This is a genomic window from Serratia nematodiphila DZ0503SBS1, from assembly GCF_000738675.1.
Taxonomy (GTDB): domain Bacteria; phylum Pseudomonadota; class Gammaproteobacteria; order Enterobacterales; family Enterobacteriaceae; genus Serratia; species Serratia nematodiphila.
In genome coordinates, this window is sequence record NZ_JPUX01000001.1 from 1,623,518 (window position 1) to 1,646,878 (window position 23,361).

Sequence of the window (23,361 nt, forward strand, 5' to 3'; positions counted from 1 at the left end):
AATTCACTTAAAGAAACTTCTTTTTTGGATCGCGAGCGGTATTATCGCGGCAATTGAGCCAGTGACGAGGAATTAATCATGTTTCATTGCCCGCTTTGCAGAACAGCGGCCCATGCCCGCACCAGCCGCTACTTGAGTCAACAAACGAAAGAACGTTATCACCAGTGCCAAAATATTAACTGTGGCCACACGTTTAAAACGATGGAGACCTACCAATGCGCGATAATGACGCCGGGCCGGGTTGATGCAGTGCCGCCGCATCCGGTCGGCGCCAGTGTGGCAGGACAGCAACAGGTTATGTGGATGTGACCAACTCAGAGATACAAGCCCGCAAAATGCGGGTTTTTTTATGCCTGAATTATGTCGTGCCAAATAGGATAAAGGGGGCGAGTTGTTTTCTTGGGGGGACAAAAAGGGGACATCGAGCAAGCGACAAATAAAAAAGCCACCCTGAGAGGTGGCTTAATTATATGATTTTAAATCTAAAATTTGGTGGCCCCTGTTGGGTTTGAACCAACGACCAAGCGATTATGAGTCGCCTGCTCTAACCACTGAGCTAAGGGGCCAAGCCGCGAGATTATAGGGAATCCTTAAGCATCGGTCTACTGTTACCCGCCCGTATGTTGCTTTTCTGCGCAGTTCTAGCCTGTTGTAATTGCTGGCGGATTTTGCGATAACCGCAGTAAATCCCTGCAATGGACTCACGACACTCATGGAACTTCTGGCGCCCAATCTGCGGGTGGTGTTTTGCGGCATCAACCCCGGCCTTTCTTCCGCCCATCAGGGCTATCCTTTTGCCAACGGCAGCAACCGCTTCTGGAAGGTGATCCATCAGGCCGGCTTTACCGAGAGCCAGCTGGCGCCGGAGCAGTGGCAGCAGCTGAAGGACAACGGCTGCGGCATTACCGCGCTGGTGGCGCGCCCGACGGTGGCGGCCAGCGAGCTGTCGCGCGACGAGTTGCGCAGCGGCGGTGAGGCGCTGCAAGAGAAGATCCTGCGCTACCAGCCGCGCGCGCTGGCGATTTTAGGCAAACAGGCATTCACCACCGCCTTCGGGGTGAAAAACGCGCCCTGGGGCAAGCAGGCGATGATGCTGGGGCAAACCGAGGTGTGGGTATTGCCCAACCCCAGCGGATTGAACCGCGCCACGCTGGAGCAGCTGACCGCCAGCTATCGCGAGCTGTTCCTGGCGCTGCAATGAGATAAGGGGAGTGTGCGATGACATCGATGATGAAAGGCTGTTTGATGGCGCTGCTGTTGGTGACCGGCGCTGCACAGGCGGGGCATTCGCCGCAGGAAGCGCGCAACAAGCAGAACGTGCTGGAGTTTTATCGGCAGGGGCTGAACAACAAGGATTTTGCGGCGGCGCGGCCGTTTTTGGGCGAACAGTACAAACAGCATAACCCCAACGCCAAAGACGGCGTGGCGGGTTTTCGTCAATTTGTCGAGCTGCTGAAAACGCGTTACCCTAACTCGCACAGCGAGATTAAACAGGCGTTCGTCGACGGCGACTTCGTGATTTTGCATGTGGAGGTCAGCGGGCGCGAGGCCGGCAAGACCGCGGCGATCGTCGATATCTTCCGTCTGGACAGCGCCGGAAAGATCGTTGAACACTGGGACGTGACGCAGCCGGTGCCGGAGAAGACCGCCAGCGGCAACAGCATGTTCTGATGCATAAAAAAACCCCGGCAAGCCGGGGTTTTTGCTTTTGGTGCGGCAGCCGGACTTAATCGTCCAGGAAGCTGCGCAGCACTTCGGAGCGGCTTGGGTGACGCAGCTTGCGCAGCGCCTTGGCTTCGATCTGACGAATACGCTCACGGGTAACGTCAAACTGCTTGCCAACCTCTTCCAGCGTGTGGTCGGTGTTCATGTCGATGCCGAAACGCATGCGCAGCACTTTCGCTTCGCGCGCGGTCAGGCCGGCCAGCACGTCGTGGGTGGCGGAACGCAGGCTTTCCGAGGTCGCGGAATCCAGCGGCAGCTCGAGGGTGGTATCCTCGATGAAGTCGCCCAGATGCGAATCTTCGTCGTCGCCGATCGGCGTTTCCATCGAGATTGGCTCTTTGGCGATCTTCAGCACTTTGCGGATCTTGTCTTCCGGCATCAGCATGCGCTCGGCCAGCTCTTCCGGCGTCGGCTCGCGGCCCATCTCTTGCAGCATCTGGCGCGAAATACGGTTGAGCTTGTTGATGGTCTCAATCATATGCACCGGAATACGGATGGTGCGCGCCTGGTCGGCGATGGAGCGGGTGATAGCCTGACGGATCCACCAGGTGGCGTACGTCGAGAACTTGTAGCCGCGGCGGTATTCGAACTTGTCTACCGCTTTCATCAGGCCGATGTTGCCTTCCTGGATCAGATCCAGGAACTGCAGGCCGCGGTTGGTGTATTTCTTGGCGATGGAAATAACCAGACGCAGGTTGGCCTCAACCATCTCTTTCTTCGCGCGGCGGGCTTTCGCTTCACCGATCGACATGCGACGGTTGATGTCTTTGACCTGCTCGATGGTCAGGCCGGTCTCTTCTTCGATCTGACGCAGTTTCTGCAGGCTGCGCTGCACGTCTTCAGCAACGTCTTTCAGCTTTTCCGACCATGGCTTGGCCATCGCCAACGCGGCTTCAAACCAGGAATCGCTGGTTTCGTTGCCGGCGAACAGGGTGACGAAGTTTTTCTTCGGCATTTTGCACTGTTCAACGCACAGCTTCATGATGATGCGTTCCTGGGTGCGAACGCGGTCCATCATGGTGCGCATGCTGTTGACCAGGAAGTCGAACTGTTTCGGCACCAGGCGGAACTGCTTGAACACTTCAGACAGCTTCAGGATCTCGTCCGCGGCGCTGGCGTGGCTGCGGCCATTCTTCTTGATCACCAGGCGGGTCGCTTCATACTGATCGCGCAACTCGGCGAACTTCTGACGCGCCAGCTCAGGATCGATGCTGTTATCGTCTTCGGTGTCGTCGTCTTCGTCGTCTTCATCTTCTTCGTCGTCGTCTTGCTCTTCGCTCGACAGTTCAGAACCGATGTGAGTGGCGGTTGGGGCGATGTCCTCTTCCGCGTTAGGATCGACGAAGCCGGTGATCAGATCGGACAGGCGCGCTTCACCCGCTTCGACGCGATCGTACTGCTCAAGCAGGTAGGTGATGGCTTCCGGGTATTCGGCAACCGAGCACTGTACCTGGTTGATGCCGTCTTCGATGCGCTTGGCGATGTCGATTTCGCCTTCGCGCGTCAGCAGTTCGACGGTACCCATTTCGCGCATGTACATGCGCACCGGGTCGGTGGTGCGGCCGATTTCGGATTCCACGCTGGACAGAACCTGTGCGGCGGCTTCTTCCGCATCTTCGTCCGTGCTGTTCGAGTTTTCGGCGAGCAGCAGGTCATCGGCGTCCGGTGCTTCTTCCATCACCTGGATGCCCATGTCGTTAATCATCTGGATGATGTCTTCGATCTGATCGGAGTCGACGATATCTTCCGGCAGATGGTCATTGACCTCAGCATAGGTCAGATAGCCTTGCTCCTTACCACGGGTGACAAGTAGCTTCAGCTGTGACTGCGGGTTTTGCTCCATAAGACGGTATCCACACTTCAGAGTATTTAGGTTGGTGTCGGTCGGCGAAACCGCCAACAATAGCATTTGGGGCGTTTTCGTTATCGCCGCGGCCCACTATGGCGGCACTGTGCAGGGCTCTGCCCTCGCAATTATCGGCACTTAAGCCGTTTGGTATTCAGTTTTTCTTCGCTAAAACCTGGTTGAGAGAACGGACTTCTTCACGTTCCTCCGCGCTCAGACCGCGCGTTCTGGCCTGGGCGATCAGCGTTTCCAGCCGTTGCTCGAGCACCGAGTCGTACAGGCTGGCCAACGTATCCAAAAAGGTCTGCTCGACCATGTCCTCAACGATCATATGGTTCCAGGTCGCCAAGGTTTCAAGCTGCTGGCTGAATTTGTTGTCGCGATACAGCTCCAGCAATTGCCCGGTCGTCAGGCCCGGCTGCGCCAAACAGGTTTGCACCAGTTCGACGAACAGCGGCAATCCCGCCTGTTTGGTCTGCTCCAACCCTTCCAGCGAAGGGATAAGTGTAGCCAACTGCGGATTTTGCACCAGTAACCCTATCAGTATACGCATGGTTGTGCGTTTTAGCTGGGGCGCCTGATAAGGATTCGCATTTTCAGCCTGCTTGGGCATCAGCTTGTCGAGCTGGCTGTCGTCCAGCAGCCCCAGCTTGTTGCCGAGCTCCTGGCGCAGGTACAAGCGCAACGTTTCGCCCGGCACCTGAGTAATCAGCGGCAGCGCCAGCGTGCTCAGCTTGGCGCGCCCGTCCGGGCTGCTCAGATCCACCTGCGGCAGCAGGCTTTCGAACAGGAACGTGGACAGCGGCTGCGCCTGCTCCATTCGCTGTTCGAAGGCTTCTTTGCCTTCCTTGCGCACCAGCGTGTCCGGATCTTCGCCGTCGGGCAAAAACATGAACCGCAGCTGGCGCCCGTCATTCAGGTACGGCAGCGCGGTTTCCAGCGCCCGCCAGGCCGCTTCGCGGCCGGCGCGGTCGCCGTCGTAACAGCAGACGACGTTGTCGGTGGCGCGGAACAACAGCTGAATGTGTTCCGCCGTCGTCGAGGTGCCGAGCGAGGCGACGGCATAATCGATGCCGAATTGCGCCAACGCCACCACGTCCATATACCCTTCCACCACCAGCAGCCGCTGCAGGGTAGGGTGGTTCTGCTGTGCTTCATACAGGCCGTACAGCTGGCGGCCCTTATGGAAAACTTCGGTTTCCGGCGAGTTCAGGTACTTCGGCATACCGTCGCCCAATACGCGGCCGCCGAAGGCGATCACGCGCCCGCGCTTGTCGCGGATGGGGAACATCACCCGTTCGCGGAAACGGTCGTACGAACGCCCCTGATCGTTAGTCACCAGCATGCCGGCATCGTTCAATGCGCGGCGCGAGTCGGCGTCGCGGCCGAAACGCTTCAGGGCGTTGTCCCATCCCGCCGGCGCGAAGCCGATGGCGAAATGGCGAATAACGTTGTCACTTAACCCGCGCTGCTGCAAATAGTTGCGCGCAGGCGCCCCGGAGGACTGCTGCAGTGACTGTTGATAGAACGCGCTGAGCTGTTCCATCAGGTGGTACAGGCTCTGGCGCTGATGGCGTTCGATCTGGGTTGGCCCGGTGCCCGCTTCGTAAGGCACTTCCAGCCCGTGCATGGTCGCCAGTTCTTCGATGGTTTCGACAAACTCGAGTCGGTCGTAATTCATCAAAAAGTCGACGGCGTTGCCGTGCGCACCACACCCAAAACAGTGATAAAACTGCTTTTCGCCATTAACGGTAAAGGAAGGCGTCTTTTCGTGGTGGAACGGACAGCACGCGTGATAGTTCTTGCCTTGCTTCTTGAGCTTCACGCGGGCGTCGATCAAATCGACGATGTCGGTGCGAGCCAGCAAGTCATTGATAAATACGCGCGGAATTCGTCCAGCCATAAGCCCTTACTTCATTAGCCTATAAACGAGAACAAGCCGCGCATTCCTTTCGGAAAGCACGGCCTTCGTATGCAACTACTCGGTCTGCGCGATTTTGAAAATCAGAAATTCACGCGGTGGGGTTGCCCCCGAAGAATTAATACAGACGAGTGCGGCGTGCGTTTTCGCGAGCCAGTTTCTTCGCGTGACGTTTCACAGCAGAAGCTTTAGCGCGTTTACGTTCGGTAGTTGGTTTTTCATAAAACTCACGACGACGAACTTCAGCTAAAACACCCGCTTTTTCGCAAGAGCGTTTGAAACGACGCAGAGCAACGTCAAATGGCTCGTTTTCACGTACTTTAATTACCGGCATGTGCCTCTCACCTCAATAAAATTCGGTTTGCTGCTGGCCAAGCGCCAGCCTTTTCAAAATGGTGCGGAATTTTACTCCAATGGATGCTGCTTTGTAAAGCATCACAGCAAATTGAAACCCGCGTCGCTCTGCCGCAACGTGCGCAATTTTGCACCGGGCGCTGATTATAGACTAATCAGAAAAAAATGCTCGTGTTTAATCGCTCAGGCATTTTCTGGATGAATCATCGACATAGGCGCAAGCCGGTGACAAGATGCGCGGCGCCGGCGGTAAATGCGGCGGAATGTGGTAGACTGGCGGCCGCACGTGAATGATGGGAAATGTAATGCGAGTACTGGGTATAGAAACGTCCTGCGATGAAACCGGAATTGCAGTGTATGACGATCAAACCGGTTTGTTGGCCAACCAATTATACAGCCAGGTGAAGCTGCACGCCGACTACGGCGGCGTAGTGCCGGAACTGGCCTCCCGCGATCACGTGCGCAAAACCGTGCCGCTGATTCAGGCTGCGCTGAAAGAGGCCAACCTGACCCCGGCCGACATCGACGGCGTGGCCTATACCGCCGGGCCGGGCCTGGTGGGCGCGCTGCTGGTCGGCGCTACCGTGGGGCGCGCGTTGGCGTTCGCCTGGAACGTGCCGGCGGTGCCGGTGCATCACATGGAAGGCCACCTGCTGGCGCCGATGCTGGAAGACAACCCGCCGGCGTTCCCGTTCGTCGCGCTGCTGGTCTCCGGCGGCCACACTCAACTGATCAGCGTCACCGGCATCGGTGAGTATGAACTGCTGGGCGAGTCGATCGACGATGCCGCCGGCGAAGCGTTCGACAAAACCGCCAAGCTGCTCGGCCTGGATTATCCCGGCGGGCCTATGCTGTCGAAGATGGCGCAGCAGGGCACGGCGGGGCGCTTCACCTTCCCGCGGCCGATGACCGATCGTCCGGGGCTGGACTTCAGCTTCTCCGGGTTGAAAACCTTCGCCGCCAACACCATTCGCTCCAACGGCAACGACGATCAGACGCGCGCCGACATCGCCCGCGCCTTCGAGGATGCGGTGGTGGATACGCTGGCGATCAAATGCAAACGCGCGCTGGAGCAAACCGGCTTCAAACGCCTGGTGATGGCCGGCGGCGTGAGCGCCAACCGCACGCTGCGCGCCAAGCTGGCGGAGATGATGCAGAAACGCGGCGGGGAGGTGTTCTATGCCCGCCCGGAATTTTGCACCGACAACGGCGCGATGATCGCCTATGCCGGCATGGTGCGCCTGAAGAGCGGCGCCAACCCGGCGCTGAGCGTTTCGGTGCGGCCGCGCTGGCCGCTGGCGGAACTGCCTGCGGTATAAAGCAAAGGGCCGGATTATCCGGCCCTTCTGTTATTCCTCTCTCGGCTGGTCGCCGTTATCCGCGTCGTTTTTCTTCTTGCGGAACTTGCCCCAGATCTTGCCTTCCTGGCCGCGCCACAGGCGCTGAATATTGTCGTGATGCCGCATCAGGATCAGGCAGGAGAGCATCGCTACCGGGAAGGTGAACTGCGGTTTGAACCACCAGACGTAGAACGGGGCGATCAACGCGCTGACGATGGCGCCAAGTGAAGAGTAGCCGCTGAGCAGCACCGTTAACAGCCAGGTGCCGGTCATCAGGCCGGTCAGATCCCAGCCGATAGGCGCGATGGCGCCAAACGCCGTCGCCACGCCTTTACCGCCGCGGAAGTGGAAGAACACCGGATAGATGTGCCCCAGACAGGCTGCGATCGCCGTCAGGCCCAGATACAGCGGCGGCACATCGAGTTTGTAGGCCAGCCAGACCGGCAGCATCCCTTTCAGAATATCGAACACCAGCACCGCCGCCGCCGCCAGCCGGCCGCCGATGCGCAGGACGTTGGTCGCCCCGGGGTTTCCTGAGCCATGTTCACGCGGATCCGGCAGCCTGGCGATCCGGCAAACCAGGATCGCGCTGGAAATCGAGCCGCACAGATACGCGAAGATAATCATGCCAAGCGCGGTAGCACTCATAACGCGGTTCCGTTTAATAATGGTCGTTTTACTCGCAACATCTATGGATAATACGCACATTCCGCTGGAAGTGGTATCCGGCAAGGCCAAAAACAGAGAATGACGTGATGGATATCGTATTTATTGAAGAGCTTACCGTAATTACCACCATTGGCGTTTATGAGTGGGAACAGGGCATTCGTCAGAAGCTGGTGTTCGATATCGAAATGGGCTGGGATAACCGGCCGGCCGCCGCCAGCGACGATGTAAATGACTGTCTGAGCTATGCCGATGTCAGCGACGCCGTGATCCAGCATGTTGAATCGAACCGCTTCGCGCTGGTGGAGCGCGTGGCGGAGGAAATATCCGAAATTTTGCTTCAGCGCTTCAATTCCCCGTGGGTCCGTATTAAGGTCAGCAAACCGGGCGCTGTAGCACATGCCAATCGGGTCGGCGTGATCATTGAGCGCGGCACTCGTCCCGCATGATTTTATGTCATCTGCTTGCAACGAAAGACCGTTAAGCTGGTCTTAATCCTGAGAATTGTTTTAGCGGCATTGTCTTTTAAGCACTGCCGCTTTTTTATGTGATGGCCGTTATTTTATGGGGTGAGCGAAGCACATGGCTGACATGCATTCACTGTTTATTGCGTTTGTTCTTGGGGTTGTCGAAGGGTTAACCGAATTTCTGCCGGTGTCTTCCACCGGGCATATGATTATCGTTGGCGAGTGGCTGGGTTTTACCGGCGACAAAGCCAAAACCTTTGAAGTCATCATCCAACTGGGGTCTATCCTGGCCGTGGTGGTGATGTTCTGGCGCCGGTTGTTCGGCCTGATCGGCATCCATTTCGGCGGCAAGCCAGTGGAGCACGAGGGCAAAACCAGCGGCCAACTGAAGCTGGGGCATATCCTGCTGGCGATGATCCCGGCGGTGGTGCTGGGTCTGGTATTCCACGATGTGATTAAATCGCTGTTCGCGCCGAAAAACGTGATGTACGCGTTGGTCGTCGGCGGCCTGCTGTTGCTGGCGGCGGAATGGCTGAAGCCGAAGACACCGAGAGCGGAAGGGCTGGATGACATCACCTACCGCCAGGCGTTCATGATCGGCTGCTTCCAGTGCCTGGCGCTGTGGCCGGGTTTCTCCCGTTCGGGGTCCACTATCGCCGGCGGTATGCTGGTGGGCGTAAACCGCTATGCGGCGTCCGAGTTCTCCTTCATCCTGGCGGTGCCGATGATGATTGGCGCCAGCGGTCTGGATCTGTACAAGAGCCTGCACTTCCTGACCTGGGGCGATCTGCCGATGTTCGCCGTCGGTTTCGTTACTGCCTTCGTGGTGGCGCTGATTGCGATCAAGACCTTCCTGTCGCTGATCAAACGCATCTCGTTCGTGCCGTTCGCCATCTACCGCTTTATCGTGGCGGCCGTGGTTTACATGGTATTCCTGTAAGCCCGATGGCAAGAAAAAACCCCGCTCTGCGGGGTTTTTTTATGCCTGATCGTTGAGGATGGTTTGGTTGAGCTTCCAGTCGGCCAGCGCCTGCTGGCGACGGCGTTTGAGCTCATCGCGGATCGCGGTGCCCTGCAGCCCGCTGGCTACCACCTCTTTAATAGATACCGCGTTCGCCACCTGATACGCCTGGCGCAGATAGTCGCCCTGCGGATAAGGATTTTCCTCAAAGCCGGTGCGGCCGCGCGCGTCCGCCTCGCTGGTCAGGATCATCTGCTCCAGCCTTTGGGGCTTGCGCCAGACGTCGATGGCGTCGAACAGCTTCAGCAGGGTCTCCGGCCGCAGCTTGTTCACGGTGTGGATCAAATCATGGTACTCGGCCACCAGCTTGCTCAGATCGCGCACCGGATTGGGCACCCGCAGCCGCTGGCATAGCGCTTCGACCAGCCGCACGCCCGCCGGGCCGTGGCCGTGGTGATGCGGCCAGAACGCTTTTGGCGTCAATCCTTTGCCGAGGTCATGACACAGGGTGGCGAAGCGTACGTCCACCTCGGGAGTGAGGCGGGCGGCCATCGCCAGCGCCATCAGCGTATGCACGCCGGTGTCGATCTCCGGATGCCATTTGGCGGGGGCAGGCACGCCGAACAGCGCGTCGATTTCCGGGAACAGCACCGCCAGCGCATCGCAGTCGCGCAGCACCTGAAAATAGACCTGCGGGCTCTGGCTTTGCAGCGCCTTTTCGGTTTCTTTCCAGACGCGTTCGGCGGTCAGCGCGGCCAGTTCACCGCTGTGCGCCATCCGGCGCATCAGGGCCAGCGTTTCGTCGGCGATGCGAAAACCCAGATGGGCGAAGCGAGCATTGAATCGCGCCACGCGCAGCACGCGCAGCGGATCCTCGCCGAACGCGTCGGAAACGTGGCGCAGCACGCGCGCCTGCAGATCGGCCACGCCGCCGTAGGGGTCAATCAGTTCCCCTTCGGCGGAACGGGCGATGGCGTTGAGGGTCAGATCGCGCCGCAGCAGATCTTCTTCCAGCGTGACGTCCGGCGCGGCATAGCAGGTAAAACCGGTGTACCCCTGGCCGGATTTGCGCTCGGTGCGCGCCAGCGCGTACTCCTCGTGGGTATCGGGATTGAGGAACACCGGAAAATCTTTGCCGACCTGCTGGTAGCCCAATGCCAGCAGCTCCGCCGGCGTGGCGCCCACCACCACCCAATCATGATCGACCACCGGAATGTTGAGCAGGCTGTCGCGAACGGCGCCGCCGACCAGATAAATCTGCACTGTTGACTCCTGAATATCGTGTAAGGCTCTGTCTATCAGATTACATGAATTGGCCGCGGGATGTCGGCGCCAATGAAAAAGGCGCCCGCAGGCGCCCAAACTCAAACTGAACGATACTGAGATCAGTTCATCCAGCGATTGTTGTTCTTGCGACGCGGGATCAGGTGCGGCAACAGCAGGCCCAGCAGCAAACCGACGCCGGCGACGCCGCCGCCGTACATGAACCATTGCAGAATAATGGTGCGCTGCTTGTCGTCGAGCTGCAGGTTAACGGCGTTGACCTTCTTCTGCGCGACCACCAGCTGGTTTTTCAGATCCTGGTTTTCCTTCTGCAGGCTGCTGATGGTGCTGTCGCTGCCTGCGACTTTTTCCTGCATTTCCGCCGTGCGCTGGTTCCAGGTGTTGTCGATGTTGGTGAGCTTGTCGGTCAGGGTTTTCACCTGCTGTTCCAGCTCCGGCACGCGGGTGCGCAGGCTTGGCGTCTGGCTGAGTTGGTCGAGCGGGATCCAGGTGGTGCGGCCCTTCGGATCGCGGATCTGGCCGTAGTTGGTGCTGTCGTTGACGCTCAGCAGGGTCACTTCTTCACCGGCGTTCAGAGTGCCGACAATACGGTACTGATTACCTGGGCCGCTATGGACGTAAGTGCTTAACTCATCGGAGATATAGCGTTTATCTTCGGCATGTGCGGCCCAAGTGATGCTGAAGCTCAGCGCGGCAAGGAAAATCAGGCGTAATTTCTGCATTAGTTCATCGTTTCTGGGTGAATTTATGGAACGATAGTAGAGGGTTCAGTCTGACGACGCAACGCCAAAACCGGAATGAGAACTATCTTACTGTGGCTGATTCTGTGAGTTGCGCAGCGTTTTATAACGTAACAGGTTTTTTCTACAGTTAGCAGGGTTAAGGCGCCGGGAATCGCGGTAAGATAACGGCAACTGTGCGTCAGTGGGCAGCATACGGCGGGCCGAGCGCGCCGCGCTGAAACCGACGCGAATGCGTAACTTATTGGTGTTAAAGAATTATGACCGTTGAAATTGAACTGAAATTCATCGCCGCGCCGCAAGCGGTGGCCGCTCTGCCACACTGGCTCGCCGCCTGGCCGCATCAGCATTCCGCGCCGCAAAAGCTGACCAACATTTACTTCGAAACGGCCGACAACTTCCTGCGCAGTCACGACATGGGGCTGCGCATTCGCGGTTTCGACGATCGCTATGAGATGACCATCAAAACCGCCGGTAAAGTGGTGGGCGGCCTGCACCAGCGCCCGGAATACAATGTCGCTATCGCCGAGCCGCAGCTGGCGTTGGCGCAGTTTCCTGCCGACATCTGGCCGCAGGATTGCGATATCACGGCGCTGCAGCAGGCGTTGCAACCGCTGTTCCGTACGGATTTTGTGCGTGAGAAGTGGGTGGTTACTTACGGCCAAAGCGAGATAGAGATTGGCCTGGATCAGGGAGAAGTGCGTGCTGGTGGCCTCAGCGAAGCCCTGAGCGAGATAGAACTGGAGCTGCTGAAAGGCAATACCGCCGATCTGCTGGCGTTGGCCGGTGAGCTGGCGGCGCACGACGGGCTGCGTCAGGGCAGCCTGAGCAAGGCGGCGCGCGGTTACCACCTGGCGCAGGGCAATCCGCCGCGTGAGGTGCGCCCGCTGCGGGTGCTGAAGCCGGCGGCGAAGGCGACCGTGGAGCAGGGGATGATCGCCGCCTTCGAGCTGGCGCTCAGCCACTGGCAGTACCATGAAGAGCTGTGGCTGCGCGGCGACGCGCAGGCGCGCGCTTCGGTGATTGAGGCGGTCGGCGCGATCCGCCAGGCGCTGGTGATCTTCGGCGGCCTGGTGCCGCGCAAGGCCAGCGCCGATCTGCGCGCCCGCCTGACCGAGCTCGAACCGCTGTTGGCGGACAAAACCGCGCAACCAGAGACCCTGTGTTACAGCGCGGTCTACCTGCAATGTAAGTTGGCGCTCACATCATGGCTGGTGAGCGGCGCCTGGCGGCCGTTTATCGACGCCAAAGCGCAGGCCAAGCTGGACGGTTCTTTCAAACGCTTCAGCGACATCATGCTGGGGCGCAGCGGCGCGGAGCTGAAAGAGGCCTTCAGCCGTACGCTGAACGAAGATGAATATCAGGAACAATTGCCGCGCCTGACGCGTCAGATTTCGGCGCTGGTCCTGCTGTCGGGCGCTTATCCCGACGAGCAGACCGGGCCTTATATCGAGGCCTGGCGCGAGCTGCAGGCGGCGCTGAGCGAGCGCCGCCAGGGCTGGTATGAAGCCAGCCGCAAACAGGCCTTATCGCATGCGCCATTCTGGTTAAACGGCGCGCTTCGTTAATCCAGCCGGCCCGCCAGCCGCGGGCCGCAGAACGGGTCATACACTATGTCGCCACTTTCAGCCGCGTTACAGGCTCAGGCACAGCAGGTTGTGCAGCGTTTTCAGGAAGTTCACGGCGCGGACTGCGCCTTTAGCGAGCAAGAGCAGTGGGTGCTGGCGTCGAGCGACTTCGTCAGCGACGCGCTGCTCGCCCAGCCGGCCTGGCTGGCGACGCTGCGCGAACAGCCGCCGGTGCCCGGCGAGTGGCAACACTATGCCGCCTGGTTGCAGGACGAGCTGGAAGAGGTGCGCGACGAAGCGCAACTGATGCGCACGCTGCGTCTGTTTCGCCGCGAAACGCTGGTGCGAATCGCCTGGGCGCAGGCGCAGGGGCTGTGTTCGACCGAAGAAACGTTGCTGCAGCTGAGCGGGCTGGCGGAGACGCTGATCGTCAGCGCGCGCGACTGGCTGTACCAAACCTGCTGCCGCGAATGGGGCACGCCGTGCAATGGCGACGGCGTGCCGCAGCCGCTGCTGGTCCTCGGCATGGGTAAGCTGGGCGGCGGCGAACTGAACTTCTCGTCGGACATCGATCTGATCTTCGCTTACCCGGAAAATGGTCAAACCCAGGGCGGGCGGCGCGAGCTGGACAATGCTCAGTTCTTCACCCGCCTCGGCCAACGGCTGATCAAGGCGCTGGATCAACAGACCATCGACGGCTTCGTCTATCGCGTGGACATGCGGCTGCGGCCGTTCGGCGACAGCGGCCCGTTGGTGATGAGCTTTGCGGCGCTGGAGGATTACTACCAGGAACAGGGGCGCGACTGGGAACGCTATGCGATGGTAAAGGCGCGCCTGATGGGCGGGGCGGAAGACGCCTACAGCCAGGAGCTGCGCAAAACGCTGCGGCCGTTCGTGTTCCGCCGCTACATCGATTTCAGTGTCATCCAATCTTTGCGCAACATGAAGGGCATGATCGCCCGTGAAGTGCGGCGGCGCGGTCTGAAGGACAACATCAAGCTGGGCGCCGGCGGCATTCGCGAAATCGAATTCATCACTCAGGTATTCCAGCTGATCCGCGGCGGCCGTGAACCGGCGTTGCAGGGGCGTTCGCTGTTGCCGACGCTGCAGGCGGTGGGTGAGCTGGGGCTGCTGGAAAGTGAGCAGGTGCGGGCGCTGAGCGCCGCCTACCTGTTCCTGCGGCGGCTGGAGAACCTGCTGCAGGCGATCGGCGATCAGCAAACCCAGACGCTGCCGCAGGAGGCGCTCGATCAGGCGCGGTTGGCCTACGGCATGGGGTTGGCGGATTGGCCGGCGCTGATGGCGGCGCTGGAGGTGCATATGCAGGCGGTGCGCGCGGTGTTCGACGACCTGATCGGCGACGATAGCCCGGATGTCGGTGAAGATCCCGACTACCAGCACTACCACAGCCTGTGGCAGGACGCGCTGGAGGAGAACGAGCTGGCACCGCTGATGCCGCACCTCGACGAAGAGGGGCGCCGACAGATGCTGCGCACCATCGCCGATTTCCGCCACGACGTCGACAAGCGCACCATCGGCCCGCGCGGCCGCGACGTGCTCGATCAGCTGATGCCGCGCCTGCTGGCGGAGGTATGCCCGCGCCAGGACGCCCCGACCGCGCTGGTGCGGCTGGCGCAGCTGCTGCTCAGCATCGTCACCCGCACTACCTACCTCGAGCTGCTGGTGGAGTACCATGCGGCGCTCAGCCATCTGATCCGCCTGTGCGCCGCGTCGCCGATGGTCGCCAACCAGCTGTCGCGTTACCCGCTGTTGCTGGACGAACTGCTGGATCCGGCCACGTTGTATCAGCCGGTGGCGCTGGACGCCTACCGCAGCGAGCTGCGGCAGTATCTGCTGCGGGTGCCGGAAGACGACGAAGAGCAAAAGCTGGAGGCGCTACGCCAGTTCAAACAGGCGCAGCAGCTGCGCATCGCGGCTGCTGATATCGCCGGCGCGCTGCCGGTGATGAAAGTGAGCGATCACCTGACTTATCTGGCGGAGGCGATCATCGACGCGGTGGTGCAGCAGGCCTGGAGCGATATGGTGGCGCGCTACGGCCAGCCCACCCATCTGCAGGAGCGCGAAGGGCGCGGCTTTGCGGTGATCGGCTACGGCAAGCTGGGCGGCTGGGAGCTGGGTTACAGTTCCGATCTCGATCTGGTGTTCCTGTTGGATTGCCCACCGGAGGTGATGACCGACGGCGATCGCTGCATCGACGGCCGCCAGTTCTACCTGCGGCTGGCGCAGCGGGTGATGCATCTGTTCAGCACCCGCACTTCTTCCGGCATTCTGTATGAGGTGGACGCGCGCCTGCGGCCTTCCGGCGCTGCGGGGATGCTGGTCAGCACCGTCGAGGCGTTCGCCGACTACCAGCAAAACGAAGCCTGGACCTGGGAACATCAGGCCCTGGTGCGTGCGCGCATCGTGCATGGCGACCCGGCTCTGCATCAGCAGTTCGACGCGATCCGGCGCGAGATCCTGTGCAAAACGCGCGATGCGCAGACCCTGAAGCGTGAAGTGCGCGAGATGCGCGAAAAGATGCGCAACCATCTCGGCAACAAACAGCGCGATCTGTTTGATATCAAAACCGATGAGGGCGGCATTACCGACATCGAATTTATCGCCCAATATCTGGTCTTACGCTATGCGCCGGGCGAACCGCGCTTGACGCGTTGGTCGGACAACGTGCGCATCTTCGAGCTGATGGCCAATTACGACATCATGCCGGATGAAGAGGCACGCGCGCTGACCCAGGCCTATGTCACCATGCGCGACGAAATCCACCACCTGGCGCTGCAGGAGCATTCCGGCAAGGTCGGCAGCGAGCTGTTTGCCGCCGAGCGCGAGCAGGTGCGCGCCAGCTGGGCCAAATGGCTGGATTAATACCTTTTTGCGGGTATTCCGGCGGTCTGTGGTAATATCTGCGCCACTAAAATTTTGTTCTTTTTTGGAGTTATCGGATGAAAGTTACGCTGCCTGATTTTCGCCGCGCCGGTGTGCTGGTGGTCGGTGACGTCATGTTGGATCGCTATTGGTATGGGCCGACCAGCCGCATTTCACCGGAAGCCCCGGTGCCGGTGGTCAAGGTCGATACCATCGAAGAGCGTCCCGGCGGCGCGGCTAACGTGGCGATGAACATCGCTTCGCTGGGCGCCACTTCCCGTCTGGTGGGCCTGACCGGCATCGACGATGCGGCGCGGGCGCTGAGCGCCAAGCTGAATGAAGTCAACGTGCGCTGCGACTTCGTCTCGGTGCCGACCCATCCGACCATCACCAAGCTGCGCGTGCTGTCGCGCAACCAGCAGCTGATCCGTCTCGACTTCGAAGAAGGCTTCTCCAACGTCGATCCGCAGCCGATGCTGGAGCGCATTCAGCAGGCGCTGCCGCAGATCGGCGCGCTGGTGCTGTCCGATTACGCCAAGGGCGCGCTCAGCCAGGTGCAGGGCATGATCCAACTGGCGCGCGCCGCCAAGGTGCCGGTGTTGATCGATCCGAAAGGATCCGATTTCGAGCGCTATCGCGGCGCGACGCTGCTGACGCCGAACCTGTCCGAGTTCGAAGCGGTGGTGGGCCACTGTAAGGATGAAGCGGAACTGGTGGAACGCGGCATGAAGCTGGTGGCGGATTTCGAGCTGTCGGCGCTGCTGGTTACCCGCTCCGAACACGGCATGACGCTGCTGCAGCCTGGCGTTGAGCCGCTGCACTTGCCGACCCAGGCGCAGGAAGTGTTCGATGTGACCGGCGCCGGCGACACCGTGATCGGCGTATTGGCCGCCTCGCTGGCCGCCGGCAATTCGCTGGAAGAGTCCTGCTTCCTGGCTAACGCCGCCGCCGGCGTGGTGGTGGGCAAGCTCGGTACGTCTACCGTGTCGCCGATCGAGCTGGAAAACGCGGTGCGCGGCCGCGCCGAAACCGGCTTTGGCGTGATGACCGAAGCACAGTTGAAAAACGCCGTGGCGCAGGCGCGTCAGCGCGGTGAGAAAGTGGTGATGACCAACGGCATCTTCGACATTCTGCATGCCGGCCACGTCTCCTATCTGGCCAACGCCCGCAAGCTGGGCGATCGCCTGATCGTGGCGGTGAACAGCGACGCCTCGACCAAGCGTCTGAAAGGGGAGAAACGCCCGGTCAACGCGCTGGAGAACCGCATGATCGTGCTGGGCGCGTTGGAAGCGGTGGATTGGGTGGTGCCGTTCGAGGAGGACACGCCGCAGCGCTTGATCGCCGATATCCTGCCGGATCTGCTGGTGAAAGGCGGCGATTACAAGCCGGAAGAGATTGCCGGCAGTGCGGAGGTGTGGGCCAACGGCGGCGATGTCAAAGTGCTGAACTTTGAAGACGGTCTGTCGACCACCAACATCATCAAAGCGATCAAAGACGGGCGCGGCTAACGCCGGGCAACCTAAAGAACAAGGGCGCGCGGTGCGCGCCCTTGGCGGGAATTATTCGTCTTCCTGCTTGGCGGCCGGCGCCGCGCTCAGCTTGCTTTCCAGCTCGGCCATGCGCTGCTCCAACAGCGCCAGCTTCTCGCGGGTGCGCAACAGCACCTGAGTCTGCACGTCGAACTCTTCGCGGTTAACCAAATCCAGACGGGTCAGCTGCGACTGCAGCACCTGACGGATTTTTTTCTCAACGTCTTCCCCGAATTCACGAACGCCTTTAGGCATGGACTCATGAACCTGGCGTGCGATTTGTTCGATTTTTTTCGGGTCAATCATGGCGTATCCCTTTCAGAGTTTAATAGCTGCCGCTTAGTGTAATGCGAGTTGCCCGCCGGATAAACCATTAAGCGCATTCGCCGTACGTGGCCGAATTGTGCTTTTGCCAATTGCCCTGTCTACCCATTAGCGTTATAGTCATCTTGCTTATTCTCAGGGCGGGGTGAAAGTCCCCACCGGCGGTAAATCACCTTCTACGGTGAAAGCCCGCGAGCGCTCAGCCAGCCTGTAAAGGCCGGTTAGAGGTCAGCAGATCCGGTGTAATTCCGGGGCCGACGGTTATAGTCCGGATGGGAGAGAGTAACGGTATCTGCCGGGCATGCGCCCGCTTGCGTTATTTTTTTAGCTATTGCTAGCTACTCCTCAAGATCGCCCTGGTTCTGGTAATCCATAATTTTTAATGAGGTTTTTTACCATGAATCAGACGCTACTTTCAGACTTCGGCACGCCAACAGAACGCGTTGAACGCGCGATCGACGCACTGCGCAACGGGCGCGGCGTAATGGTGCTCGATGATGAAAACCGTGAAAACGAAGGTGACATGATCTTCGCCGCGGAAACCATGACCGTTGAGCAGATGGCGCTGACTATTCGCCACGGCAGCGGCATCGTGTGCCTGTGCATCACCGAAGAACGCCGTCAGCAGCTTGAGCTGCCTATGATGGTGACCAACAACTCCAGCCAGTTCCAGACCGCCTTCACCGTGACCATCGAAGCGGCGCAGGGCGTGACCACCGGGGTTTCCGCTTCCGATCGCCTGACCACCATCCGTGCGGCGGTGGCAGACAGCGCCAAGCCGAGCGACCTGAACCGTCCGGGCCACGTGTTCCCGCTGCGCGCGCAGCCGGGCGGCGTGCTGAGCCGCCGCGGCCACACCGAAGCGACCATCGATCTGGTTTCCATGGCCGGTTTCAAACCAGCCGGCGTGCTGTGTGAACTGACCAACGACGATGGCAGCATGGCGCATGCGCCGGAAGTGATTACCTTCGCCAAACAGCACGACATGGTGGTGCTGACCATCGAAGATCTGGTGGCCTACCGCCAGGCGCACGAGAAAAAAGCCAGCTGATAGCCAGCCGCTTTCAACGATAAAAAAGCCGCGTAAAGCGGCTTTTTTTGTGGCTAGCGTTTTGACAGGCGTTCGCCGATGCGGCTGGCATAATTCATCACATGGAAGGTGTAGTTCTCCTCCACCGTGCCCTGGAACAGATGGGCCCAGGGGCCGATGGCGTAGATGCCGAGATCTTCCCCGCCGTGCGTCTCGCTGTTCAGCGGCACCAGCGCCGGCTGAATAAAGTCGGGCGCGGTGGCCTGTTCCATGGTTAATGCCGGGCGCTCGGTCAGCGGGATTGTGCCGCCGGGGCCGTTGGCGAAGCCGACGGTGGTGTAGGGCTTGCCGTCGCTGCCCAGCCGCGGTTTGCCGTCGACGCCGACGGAAATGCCGAGGATAGGATTGCCGCGCTTGGCATAGCCGGCGATGGTCAGCGTGTGGCTGTGATCGCCGGTCACGATCACCAGCGTGTCGTCCAGATTGACCTTATCGATGATGGTTTTCACCGCTTCGTTCAGCGCGACCGCGTCGCTCAGCGTGCGGTAGGCATTGCCGTTATGGCTGCCGTGATCGACGCGCCCGCCCTCCACCAACAGCAGGTAGCCTTCGGGATTCCTGGCCAGAATATCGATGGCCTTGCCGGTCATTTCCGCCAGTGAGGGTTCTCCCGCCGCGTCTTGCCGCCGGTCGTGCTCGAAGTTCATGTGCGACGGTTCGAACAGAGCCAGCAGATGGTCGACGTTGCCCGGTTCGATTTTGTCGAACTGCGCCTGATTCCAGACGTATTGCCCGCGCTCGCCGTAGCGTTGCAGCCAGGCCTGCGTCAGGTCGCGTCCGTCCTTTCTGGCGCCTTTCTTGCCGGGATATTCCGGATCGCTCACGCTGTCGGGCAGGAAGTTGGCGCGCCCGCCCCCCATCGCCACGTTCAGGCCGTTGCCGTACTTCATTTCCACCAGCTGGCGCGCGATGTCGCGGCAGCCTGCGGCCAGGGCGTCCGCCGGCATTTTGGCGTCAGACTCCCAGTCGCGGTTGGCGATATGGGCATAGGTGGCGCCCGGCGTGGCGTGGGTAATGGTGGCGGTCGTCACGGCGCCGGTGGACATGCCGAGCGTTGCGGCCATCTCCCACAGCGTGGTGACGGCCTTGGTTTGCTGATCCTCGCAGTTGTTGAGGGTAGCCGTATGGTTGAGGCCCATCAGATCGTTGATGGTTTTGACGCCGGTGGTCATCGCCACCGCGCTGGGCGCAGAGTCGGTGATTTGGGCGTCGGCGGAATAGGTTTTGGCCGCCGCCAAATAGGGGAAGGCCTCCCAGGCCAGCACGTTGGATTCGCCATCCACGCCGCGCTGCTGCCCTTCAAAAATGCGAGCGGCGGTCACGGTGGAAAAACCCATACCGTCGCCGACCACCAGAATGACGTTTTTGGCGCGGTTGGTGTTTGGCGTTTGCTTCAGCCGCTGTTGCAGCTGAGCTTGCGCCTGAAGGAAGTAAGGATCTTCGCGCTGCGTCAGCTGCGCGTTGTCCGCCGCGCCGGTGGTTGCCGTCCAGCCGGCGAGTAAGAACATGGAAAGCGCCAGGCGGGTTGCCAGTGTGAGTCTGAACATGAATTCCTCCTTGGTGAGACGTAATTCCCATCGCGCGACGGCGTTGCCTGCTCCCGTCGGCAGAGGAGGAGTGTATAGATTCTGTTAACAAAAAATACATAAATTGTTCACAAATTGGATCTGTGTGGCAGTAATGTCATGCTATTCACTGATATTATTAATTTATTGAAATATATGATTTTTTTATCTTTCTGCGGACCGGCGTATTTCTCTACTTTTAATTCAAATTTATTGAATATCTTCATCACGGTTATCCGGCTGTGTTGGTGCGGCAAAGCGCGTAATGTAGCGGCATAGCACAATTTGAACTAAGGATCCCTTTATGAACACCTCTCGTATGCCGGCACTGTTTCTTGGCCACGGTAGCCCGATGAACGTGCTGGAAGACAACCGTTACACCCGGGCATGGCGTGCGTTGGGGGAGTCATTGCCGCGCCCGAAGGCGATCGTGGCGGTTTCCGCGCATTGGTATACCCGCGGCACTGCGGTCACCGCGATGGAAAAACCCAAAACCATTCACGACTTTGGCGGGTTCCCGCAGGCGCTGTTTGATACCCGCTATCCGGCGCCGGGCTCTCCCGCGCTGGCCGCGCAGCTGCAGCAAATTCTGGCGCCGGTGCCGGTAACGGCGGATCTCGGCGAGTGGGGATTGGATCACGGCACCTGGGGTGTCCTGATCAAGATGTATCCCGATGCTGACATTCCGGTGGTGCAGCTCAGCGTCGACGGCACGCAGCCGGCGGCCTATCACTATGAGCTGGGCCGCAAACTCGCCGCGCTGCGGGACGAGGGCGTGATGATCGTCGCCAGCGGCAACGTGGTGCACAACCTGCGCATGGTGAAATGGCAGGGCGATACCAGCGCCTACCCGTGGGCGGAATCATTCAATAACTTTGTCCGGGATAACCTGCGTTATCGGGGCGATAACCATCCGCTGGTGGATTTCATGCGCCATGAGGGGGCGGCGCTGTCGAATCCGACGCCGGAACACTATCTGCCGTTGCTGTATGTGCTCGGCGGCTGGGATGGAAAAGAGGCCATCAGCGTGCCGATCGACGGTATCGAAATGGGGGCGCTTAGCATGCTGTCGGTGCAGGTGGGCTAAAGAAAAAACGCCAGTCAGAGACTGGCGTTTTTACCTTCAGTGGTGCGATCAGCCGAGGATGGTGTGCGGATAGAAGCGCGACAGATCCTGCGTGATCAGTTCGCGATCTTCGCGCAGGCCGATGCCGCAAGGTTGATCGTTCACCAGCCAGCTGCCGATCAGCGTGTAGCTGTCTTCGAACTTCGGCAGCGGATGGAACTGTTGCACGATCATGCCTTCTTCGCCGTACGGCCCATCGACGCGCGCCACTTCCTGACCGTTTTCGACGATCTGGATATTGGCGCCTTCGCGCGAGAACAGCGGTTTGGTGACGTAATGATCCATCGGCGGATGATCGTCTTGCGCGAAATAAGCCGGCAGCAGGTTAGGGTGGTTCGGGAACATTTCCCACAGCAGCGGCAGCAGCGCCTTGTTGGAGATGATGCTTTTCCAGGCCGGCTCCAGCCAGCGCACGCCGGCGTCTTCCAGCTTGGTGGAGAACATCTCGCGCAGCATGAATTCCCACGGATAGAGCTTGAACAGGTTACCGATCACCTGATCCTGCAGATCGGTGAATTGACCTTTCTCGCCAAGGCCAATCTCTTCCATGAACAGGAACTCGGTCGGCAGACCGGCTTCCTGCGCGCAGTCCTGCAGATATTGCACCGTGCCGCGATCTTCTTCGCTGTCCTGGCAGCAGGCCAGATGCAACAGGCCGAAGCCGTGATGCGCTTTCAGCTCGGCGAAACGCTCGATCAGCTTCTCCTGCAGGCTGTTGTATTGATCCGATTGCGGATCCAGCTTGCCGGCATTGATCTGATCTTCCAGCCACAGCCACTGGAAGAAGGCCGCTTCATACAGCGAGGTCGGCGTGTCGGCGTTGTTCTCCAGCAGCTTCGGCGGGTTGACGCCGTCGTAGGCCAGATCGAGACGCGAATACAGCGACGGCTGGTTGGTGCGCCAGGAGCTGCGCACGAACTCCCAGGTGTGTTTCGGGATGCAGAACTTGGCCATCAGCTCGTCGCTGCCGACCACTTTCTCCACCACCTGCAGGCACATCTGATGCAGCTCGACGGTGGCGCTTTCGATCTCTTCAATCTGCGCCAGCGTGAACTGGTAATAGGCGTCTTCACACCAGTACGGCTCGCCGTACATGGTGTGGAAACGAAAACCGAACTCGGTCGCTTTTTCACGCCAGTCCGGGCGCTCGGTAATAGCAATACGTTTCATGCATCAACCGCCCATGCTGCGAGAGCCGGAGTTGGAGGTGGCGCTGCTGCGCTGCATGCTGGTCTGCTTGGCCACGGTCTCGCCGAAGCCACCGCGGGTAACGGTATTGGTGACCGCAGGCTTCGGCGCCATGGCGGTTTTCGGCACCGTCATGGTGCGGCCGCCGGCGGTGGCCGGGCCGTAGCTCTTGCCGCTGGCGTCGACAAACTTGCCGTTCGCCGGGCTGGCGGCATTCTTGGAGGTGAACAGCGGCTGCTGCGCGAAGCCGGAACCGCCCATCAGGCGACCCATCATGTAGCCCGCCATCAGCGGCATCCAGAAGCTGCCGCTGCTTTGTGATTCCGCCGCCATGCCGGCCTGTGCCGGAGCCTGGGTACACTGCGCTTCGCCGAACTCGGCGACGCAGTCTTCGCGGGTGGCGTATTTCGGCGCGGTTTTCGCGGCTTCTTTCAGGGCATTGTTATAGGCGGTCGTGCACTGCTCGCTCATCGAAGGATTGGCGCGCGAACAGTCATCGGCATTCTGATACAGGGAGACCGTTTCATCGCTCTTCTCGCAGCCGGCCAGCATAAAGACAGCGCCGATCGCCAAGGCCACGGGCGCGACACGGTAGCTGCGCCAGGATTTGCGGAACGTCTCTTGGTTGATGTTTTTTGTCCGTTTCATCGTTATCAATCCCATCATGCGGGCTGTTTTCGCCCTTTCCCAGTAGTGGCGCTAAGGATAGGGGAAACATGGTCAAAATTAAAGCTGAAACGCCCGCAGAATCCACTCTTTACGCAGTTATACGTTGGGGTGTGCG

General features: G+C 59.9%; 21 protein-coding genes, 1 tRNA gene and 1 riboswitch. Of the genes, 11 read left to right on the forward strand and 11 right to left on the reverse strand.

Annotated features, from left to right (window positions below):
- Positions 1 to 78: 78 nt before the first annotated feature.
- On the forward strand, positions 79 to 309 hold the full coding sequence (locus tag JL05_RS24755; protein WP_071824297.1) for a DNA-binding transcriptional regulator: 231 nt from the start codon (positions 79 to 81) through the stop codon (positions 307 to 309).
- Positions 310 to 490: 181 nt separating this feature from the next.
- On the opposite strand, the gene JL05_RS07470 is transcribed toward JL05_RS24755, so the two are convergent.
- A tRNA-Ile gene (locus JL05_RS07470) sits at positions 491 to 566 on the reverse strand.
- Positions 567 to 712: 146 nt separating this feature from the next.
- On the opposite strand from JL05_RS07470, the gene mug reads away from it, so the two are divergent.
- Together mug and JL05_RS07480 are read left to right on the forward strand one after the other, a co-directional pair.
- Positions 713 to 1,201: a G/U mismatch-specific DNA glycosylase gene (gene mug, locus JL05_RS07475; protein WP_033632050.1), complete on the forward strand. Its 489-nt coding sequence runs from the start codon at positions 713 to 715 to the stop codon at positions 1,199 to 1,201.
- Positions 1,202 to 1,218: 17 nt separating this feature from the next.
- Positions 1,219 to 1,671, forward strand: a complete 453-nt coding sequence (locus tag JL05_RS07480; RefSeq protein WP_081877834.1) for a nuclear transport factor 2 family protein — start codon at positions 1,219 to 1,221, stop codon at positions 1,669 to 1,671.
- A 55-nt stretch (positions 1,672 to 1,726) separates the two neighbouring features.
- Here JL05_RS07480 and rpoD read toward each other — a convergent pair whose 3' ends face one another.
- The 3 genes from rpoD to rpsU form a co-directional block, all read right to left on the reverse strand.
- Positions 1,727 to 3,568 carry an RNA polymerase sigma factor RpoD gene (gene rpoD, locus JL05_RS07485; protein WP_004937194.1) on the reverse strand — a complete coding sequence of 614 codons (1,842 nt, stop codon included), beginning with the start codon at positions 3,566 to 3,568 and terminating at the stop codon, positions 1,727 to 1,729.
- Positions 3,569 to 3,725: 157 nt separating this feature from the next.
- Positions 3,726 to 5,474, reverse strand: a complete 1,749-nt coding sequence (dnaG, locus tag JL05_RS07490; RefSeq protein ID WP_033632052.1) for a DNA primase — start codon at positions 5,472 to 5,474, stop codon at positions 3,726 to 3,728.
- 136 nt (positions 5,475 to 5,610) lie between these two features.
- Entirely contained in the window at positions 5,611 to 5,826 is a 216-nt protein-coding gene (gene rpsU, locus JL05_RS24760; protein ID WP_001144069.1) for a 30S ribosomal protein S21, read from the reverse strand.
- A 325-nt stretch (positions 5,827 to 6,151) separates the two neighbouring features.
- Between rpsU and tsaD the strand changes: the two genes are divergently transcribed.
- Entirely contained in the window at positions 6,152 to 7,165 is a 1,014-nt protein-coding gene (tsaD, locus tag JL05_RS07495) for a tRNA (adenosine(37)-N6)-threonylcarbamoyltransferase complex transferase subunit TsaD (protein WP_015379097.1), read from the forward strand.
- Positions 7,166 to 7,195: 30 nt separating this feature from the next.
- Here tsaD and plsY read toward each other — a convergent pair whose 3' ends face one another.
- Positions 7,196 to 7,834 carry a glycerol-3-phosphate 1-O-acyltransferase PlsY gene (gene plsY, locus JL05_RS07500; RefSeq protein ID WP_004937201.1) on the reverse strand — a complete coding sequence of 213 codons (639 nt, stop codon included), beginning with the start codon at positions 7,832 to 7,834 and terminating at the stop codon, positions 7,196 to 7,198.
- A 107-nt stretch (positions 7,835 to 7,941) separates the two neighbouring features.
- On the opposite strand from plsY, the gene folB reads away from it, so the two are divergent.
- Positions 7,942 to 8,301, forward strand: coding sequence for a bifunctional dihydroneopterin aldolase/7,8-dihydroneopterin epimerase (folB, locus tag JL05_RS07505; RefSeq protein WP_015379095.1), 360 nt, complete (start codon positions 7,942 to 7,944; stop codon positions 8,299 to 8,301).
- Positions 8,302 to 8,434: 133 nt separating this feature from the next.
- On the forward strand, positions 8,435 to 9,259 hold the full coding sequence (gene bacA / locus JL05_RS07510) for an undecaprenyl-diphosphate phosphatase (RefSeq protein WP_015379094.1): 825 nt from the start codon (positions 8,435 to 8,437) through the stop codon (positions 9,257 to 9,259).
- A gap of 39 nt (positions 9,260 to 9,298) precedes the next feature.
- Here bacA and JL05_RS07515 read toward each other — a convergent pair whose 3' ends face one another.
- Together JL05_RS07515 and JL05_RS07520 are read right to left on the reverse strand one after the other, a co-directional pair.
- Positions 9,299 to 10,543: a multifunctional CCA addition/repair protein gene (locus JL05_RS07515; protein WP_033632053.1), complete on the reverse strand. Its 1,245-nt coding sequence runs from the start codon at positions 10,541 to 10,543 to the stop codon at positions 9,299 to 9,301.
- 122 nt (positions 10,544 to 10,665) lie between these two features.
- Positions 10,666 to 11,286 carry a TIGR04211 family SH3 domain-containing protein gene (locus JL05_RS07520; protein WP_033632054.1) on the reverse strand — a complete coding sequence of 207 codons (621 nt, stop codon included), beginning with the start codon at positions 11,284 to 11,286 and terminating at the stop codon, positions 10,666 to 10,668.
- 278 nt (positions 11,287 to 11,564) lie between these two features.
- Between JL05_RS07520 and JL05_RS07525 the strand changes: the two genes are divergently transcribed.
- The 3 genes from JL05_RS07525 to hldE all read left to right on the forward strand — a co-directional run bounded on the left by JL05_RS07525 (position 11,565) and on the right by hldE (position 17,263).
- Positions 11,565 to 12,872, forward strand: coding sequence for a CYTH domain-containing protein (locus tag JL05_RS07525; RefSeq protein WP_033632055.1), 1,308 nt, complete (start codon positions 11,565 to 11,567; stop codon positions 12,870 to 12,872).
- A gap of 45 nt (positions 12,873 to 12,917) precedes the next feature.
- Positions 12,918 to 15,755 carry a bifunctional [glutamate--ammonia ligase]-adenylyl-L-tyrosine phosphorylase/[glutamate--ammonia-ligase] adenylyltransferase gene (gene glnE, locus JL05_RS07530; RefSeq protein WP_033632056.1) on the forward strand — a complete coding sequence of 946 codons (2,838 nt, stop codon included), beginning with the start codon at positions 12,918 to 12,920 and terminating at the stop codon, positions 15,753 to 15,755.
- Between the two features lie 77 nt (positions 15,756 to 15,832).
- A complete protein-coding gene (gene hldE, locus JL05_RS07535) occupies positions 15,833 to 17,263 on the forward strand; it encodes a bifunctional D-glycero-beta-D-manno-heptose-7-phosphate kinase/D-glycero-beta-D-manno-heptose 1-phosphate adenylyltransferase HldE (protein ID WP_004937214.1) in 1,431 nt (476 codons plus the stop codon).
- A 51-nt stretch (positions 17,264 to 17,314) separates the two neighbouring features.
- On the opposite strand, the gene ubiK is transcribed toward hldE, so the two are convergent.
- Positions 17,315 to 17,590: a ubiquinone biosynthesis accessory factor UbiK gene (gene ubiK, locus JL05_RS07540; RefSeq protein ID WP_004937216.1), complete on the reverse strand. Its 276-nt coding sequence runs from the start codon at positions 17,588 to 17,590 to the stop codon at positions 17,315 to 17,317.
- 145 nt (positions 17,591 to 17,735) lie between these two features.
- Positions 17,736 to 17,896: riboswitch (FMN riboswitch) on the forward strand.
- Positions 17,897 to 18,005: 109 nt separating this feature from the next.
- Here ubiK and ribB point away from each other — a divergent pair.
- Positions 18,006 to 18,659 (forward strand): 3,4-dihydroxy-2-butanone-4-phosphate synthase, encoded by a 654-nt coding sequence (ribB, locus tag JL05_RS07545; protein ID WP_004937218.1) that lies wholly within the window; start codon positions 18,006 to 18,008, stop codon positions 18,657 to 18,659.
- 53 nt (positions 18,660 to 18,712) lie between these two features.
- Here ribB and JL05_RS07550 read toward each other — a convergent pair whose 3' ends face one another.
- On the reverse strand, positions 18,713 to 20,245 hold the full coding sequence (locus JL05_RS07550; protein ID WP_033632057.1) for an alkaline phosphatase: 1,533 nt from the start codon (positions 20,243 to 20,245) through the stop codon (positions 18,713 to 18,715).
- A gap of 322 nt (positions 20,246 to 20,567) precedes the next feature.
- Between JL05_RS07550 and ygiD the strand changes: the two genes are divergently transcribed.
- The gene (ygiD, locus tag JL05_RS07555) at positions 20,568 to 21,350 is read left to right on the forward strand and encodes a 4,5-DOPA-extradiol-dioxygenase (RefSeq protein WP_004937222.1); all 783 of its coding nucleotides are present in this window, start codon (positions 20,568 to 20,570) and stop codon (positions 21,348 to 21,350) included.
- A 48-nt stretch (positions 21,351 to 21,398) separates the two neighbouring features.
- On the opposite strand, the gene JL05_RS07560 is transcribed toward ygiD, so the two are convergent.
- Both JL05_RS07560 and JL05_RS07565 read right to left on the reverse strand, forming a co-directional pair.
- A complete protein-coding gene (locus JL05_RS07560) occupies positions 21,399 to 22,559 on the reverse strand; it encodes a glutathionylspermidine synthase family protein (protein WP_033632058.1) in 1,161 nt (386 codons plus the stop codon).
- 3 nt (positions 22,560 to 22,562) lie between these two features.
- On the reverse strand, positions 22,563 to 23,225 hold the full coding sequence (locus JL05_RS07565) for a DUF1190 family protein (RefSeq protein ID WP_033632059.1): 663 nt from the start codon (positions 23,223 to 23,225) through the stop codon (positions 22,563 to 22,565).
- Positions 23,226 to 23,361: the final 136 nt, after the last annotated feature.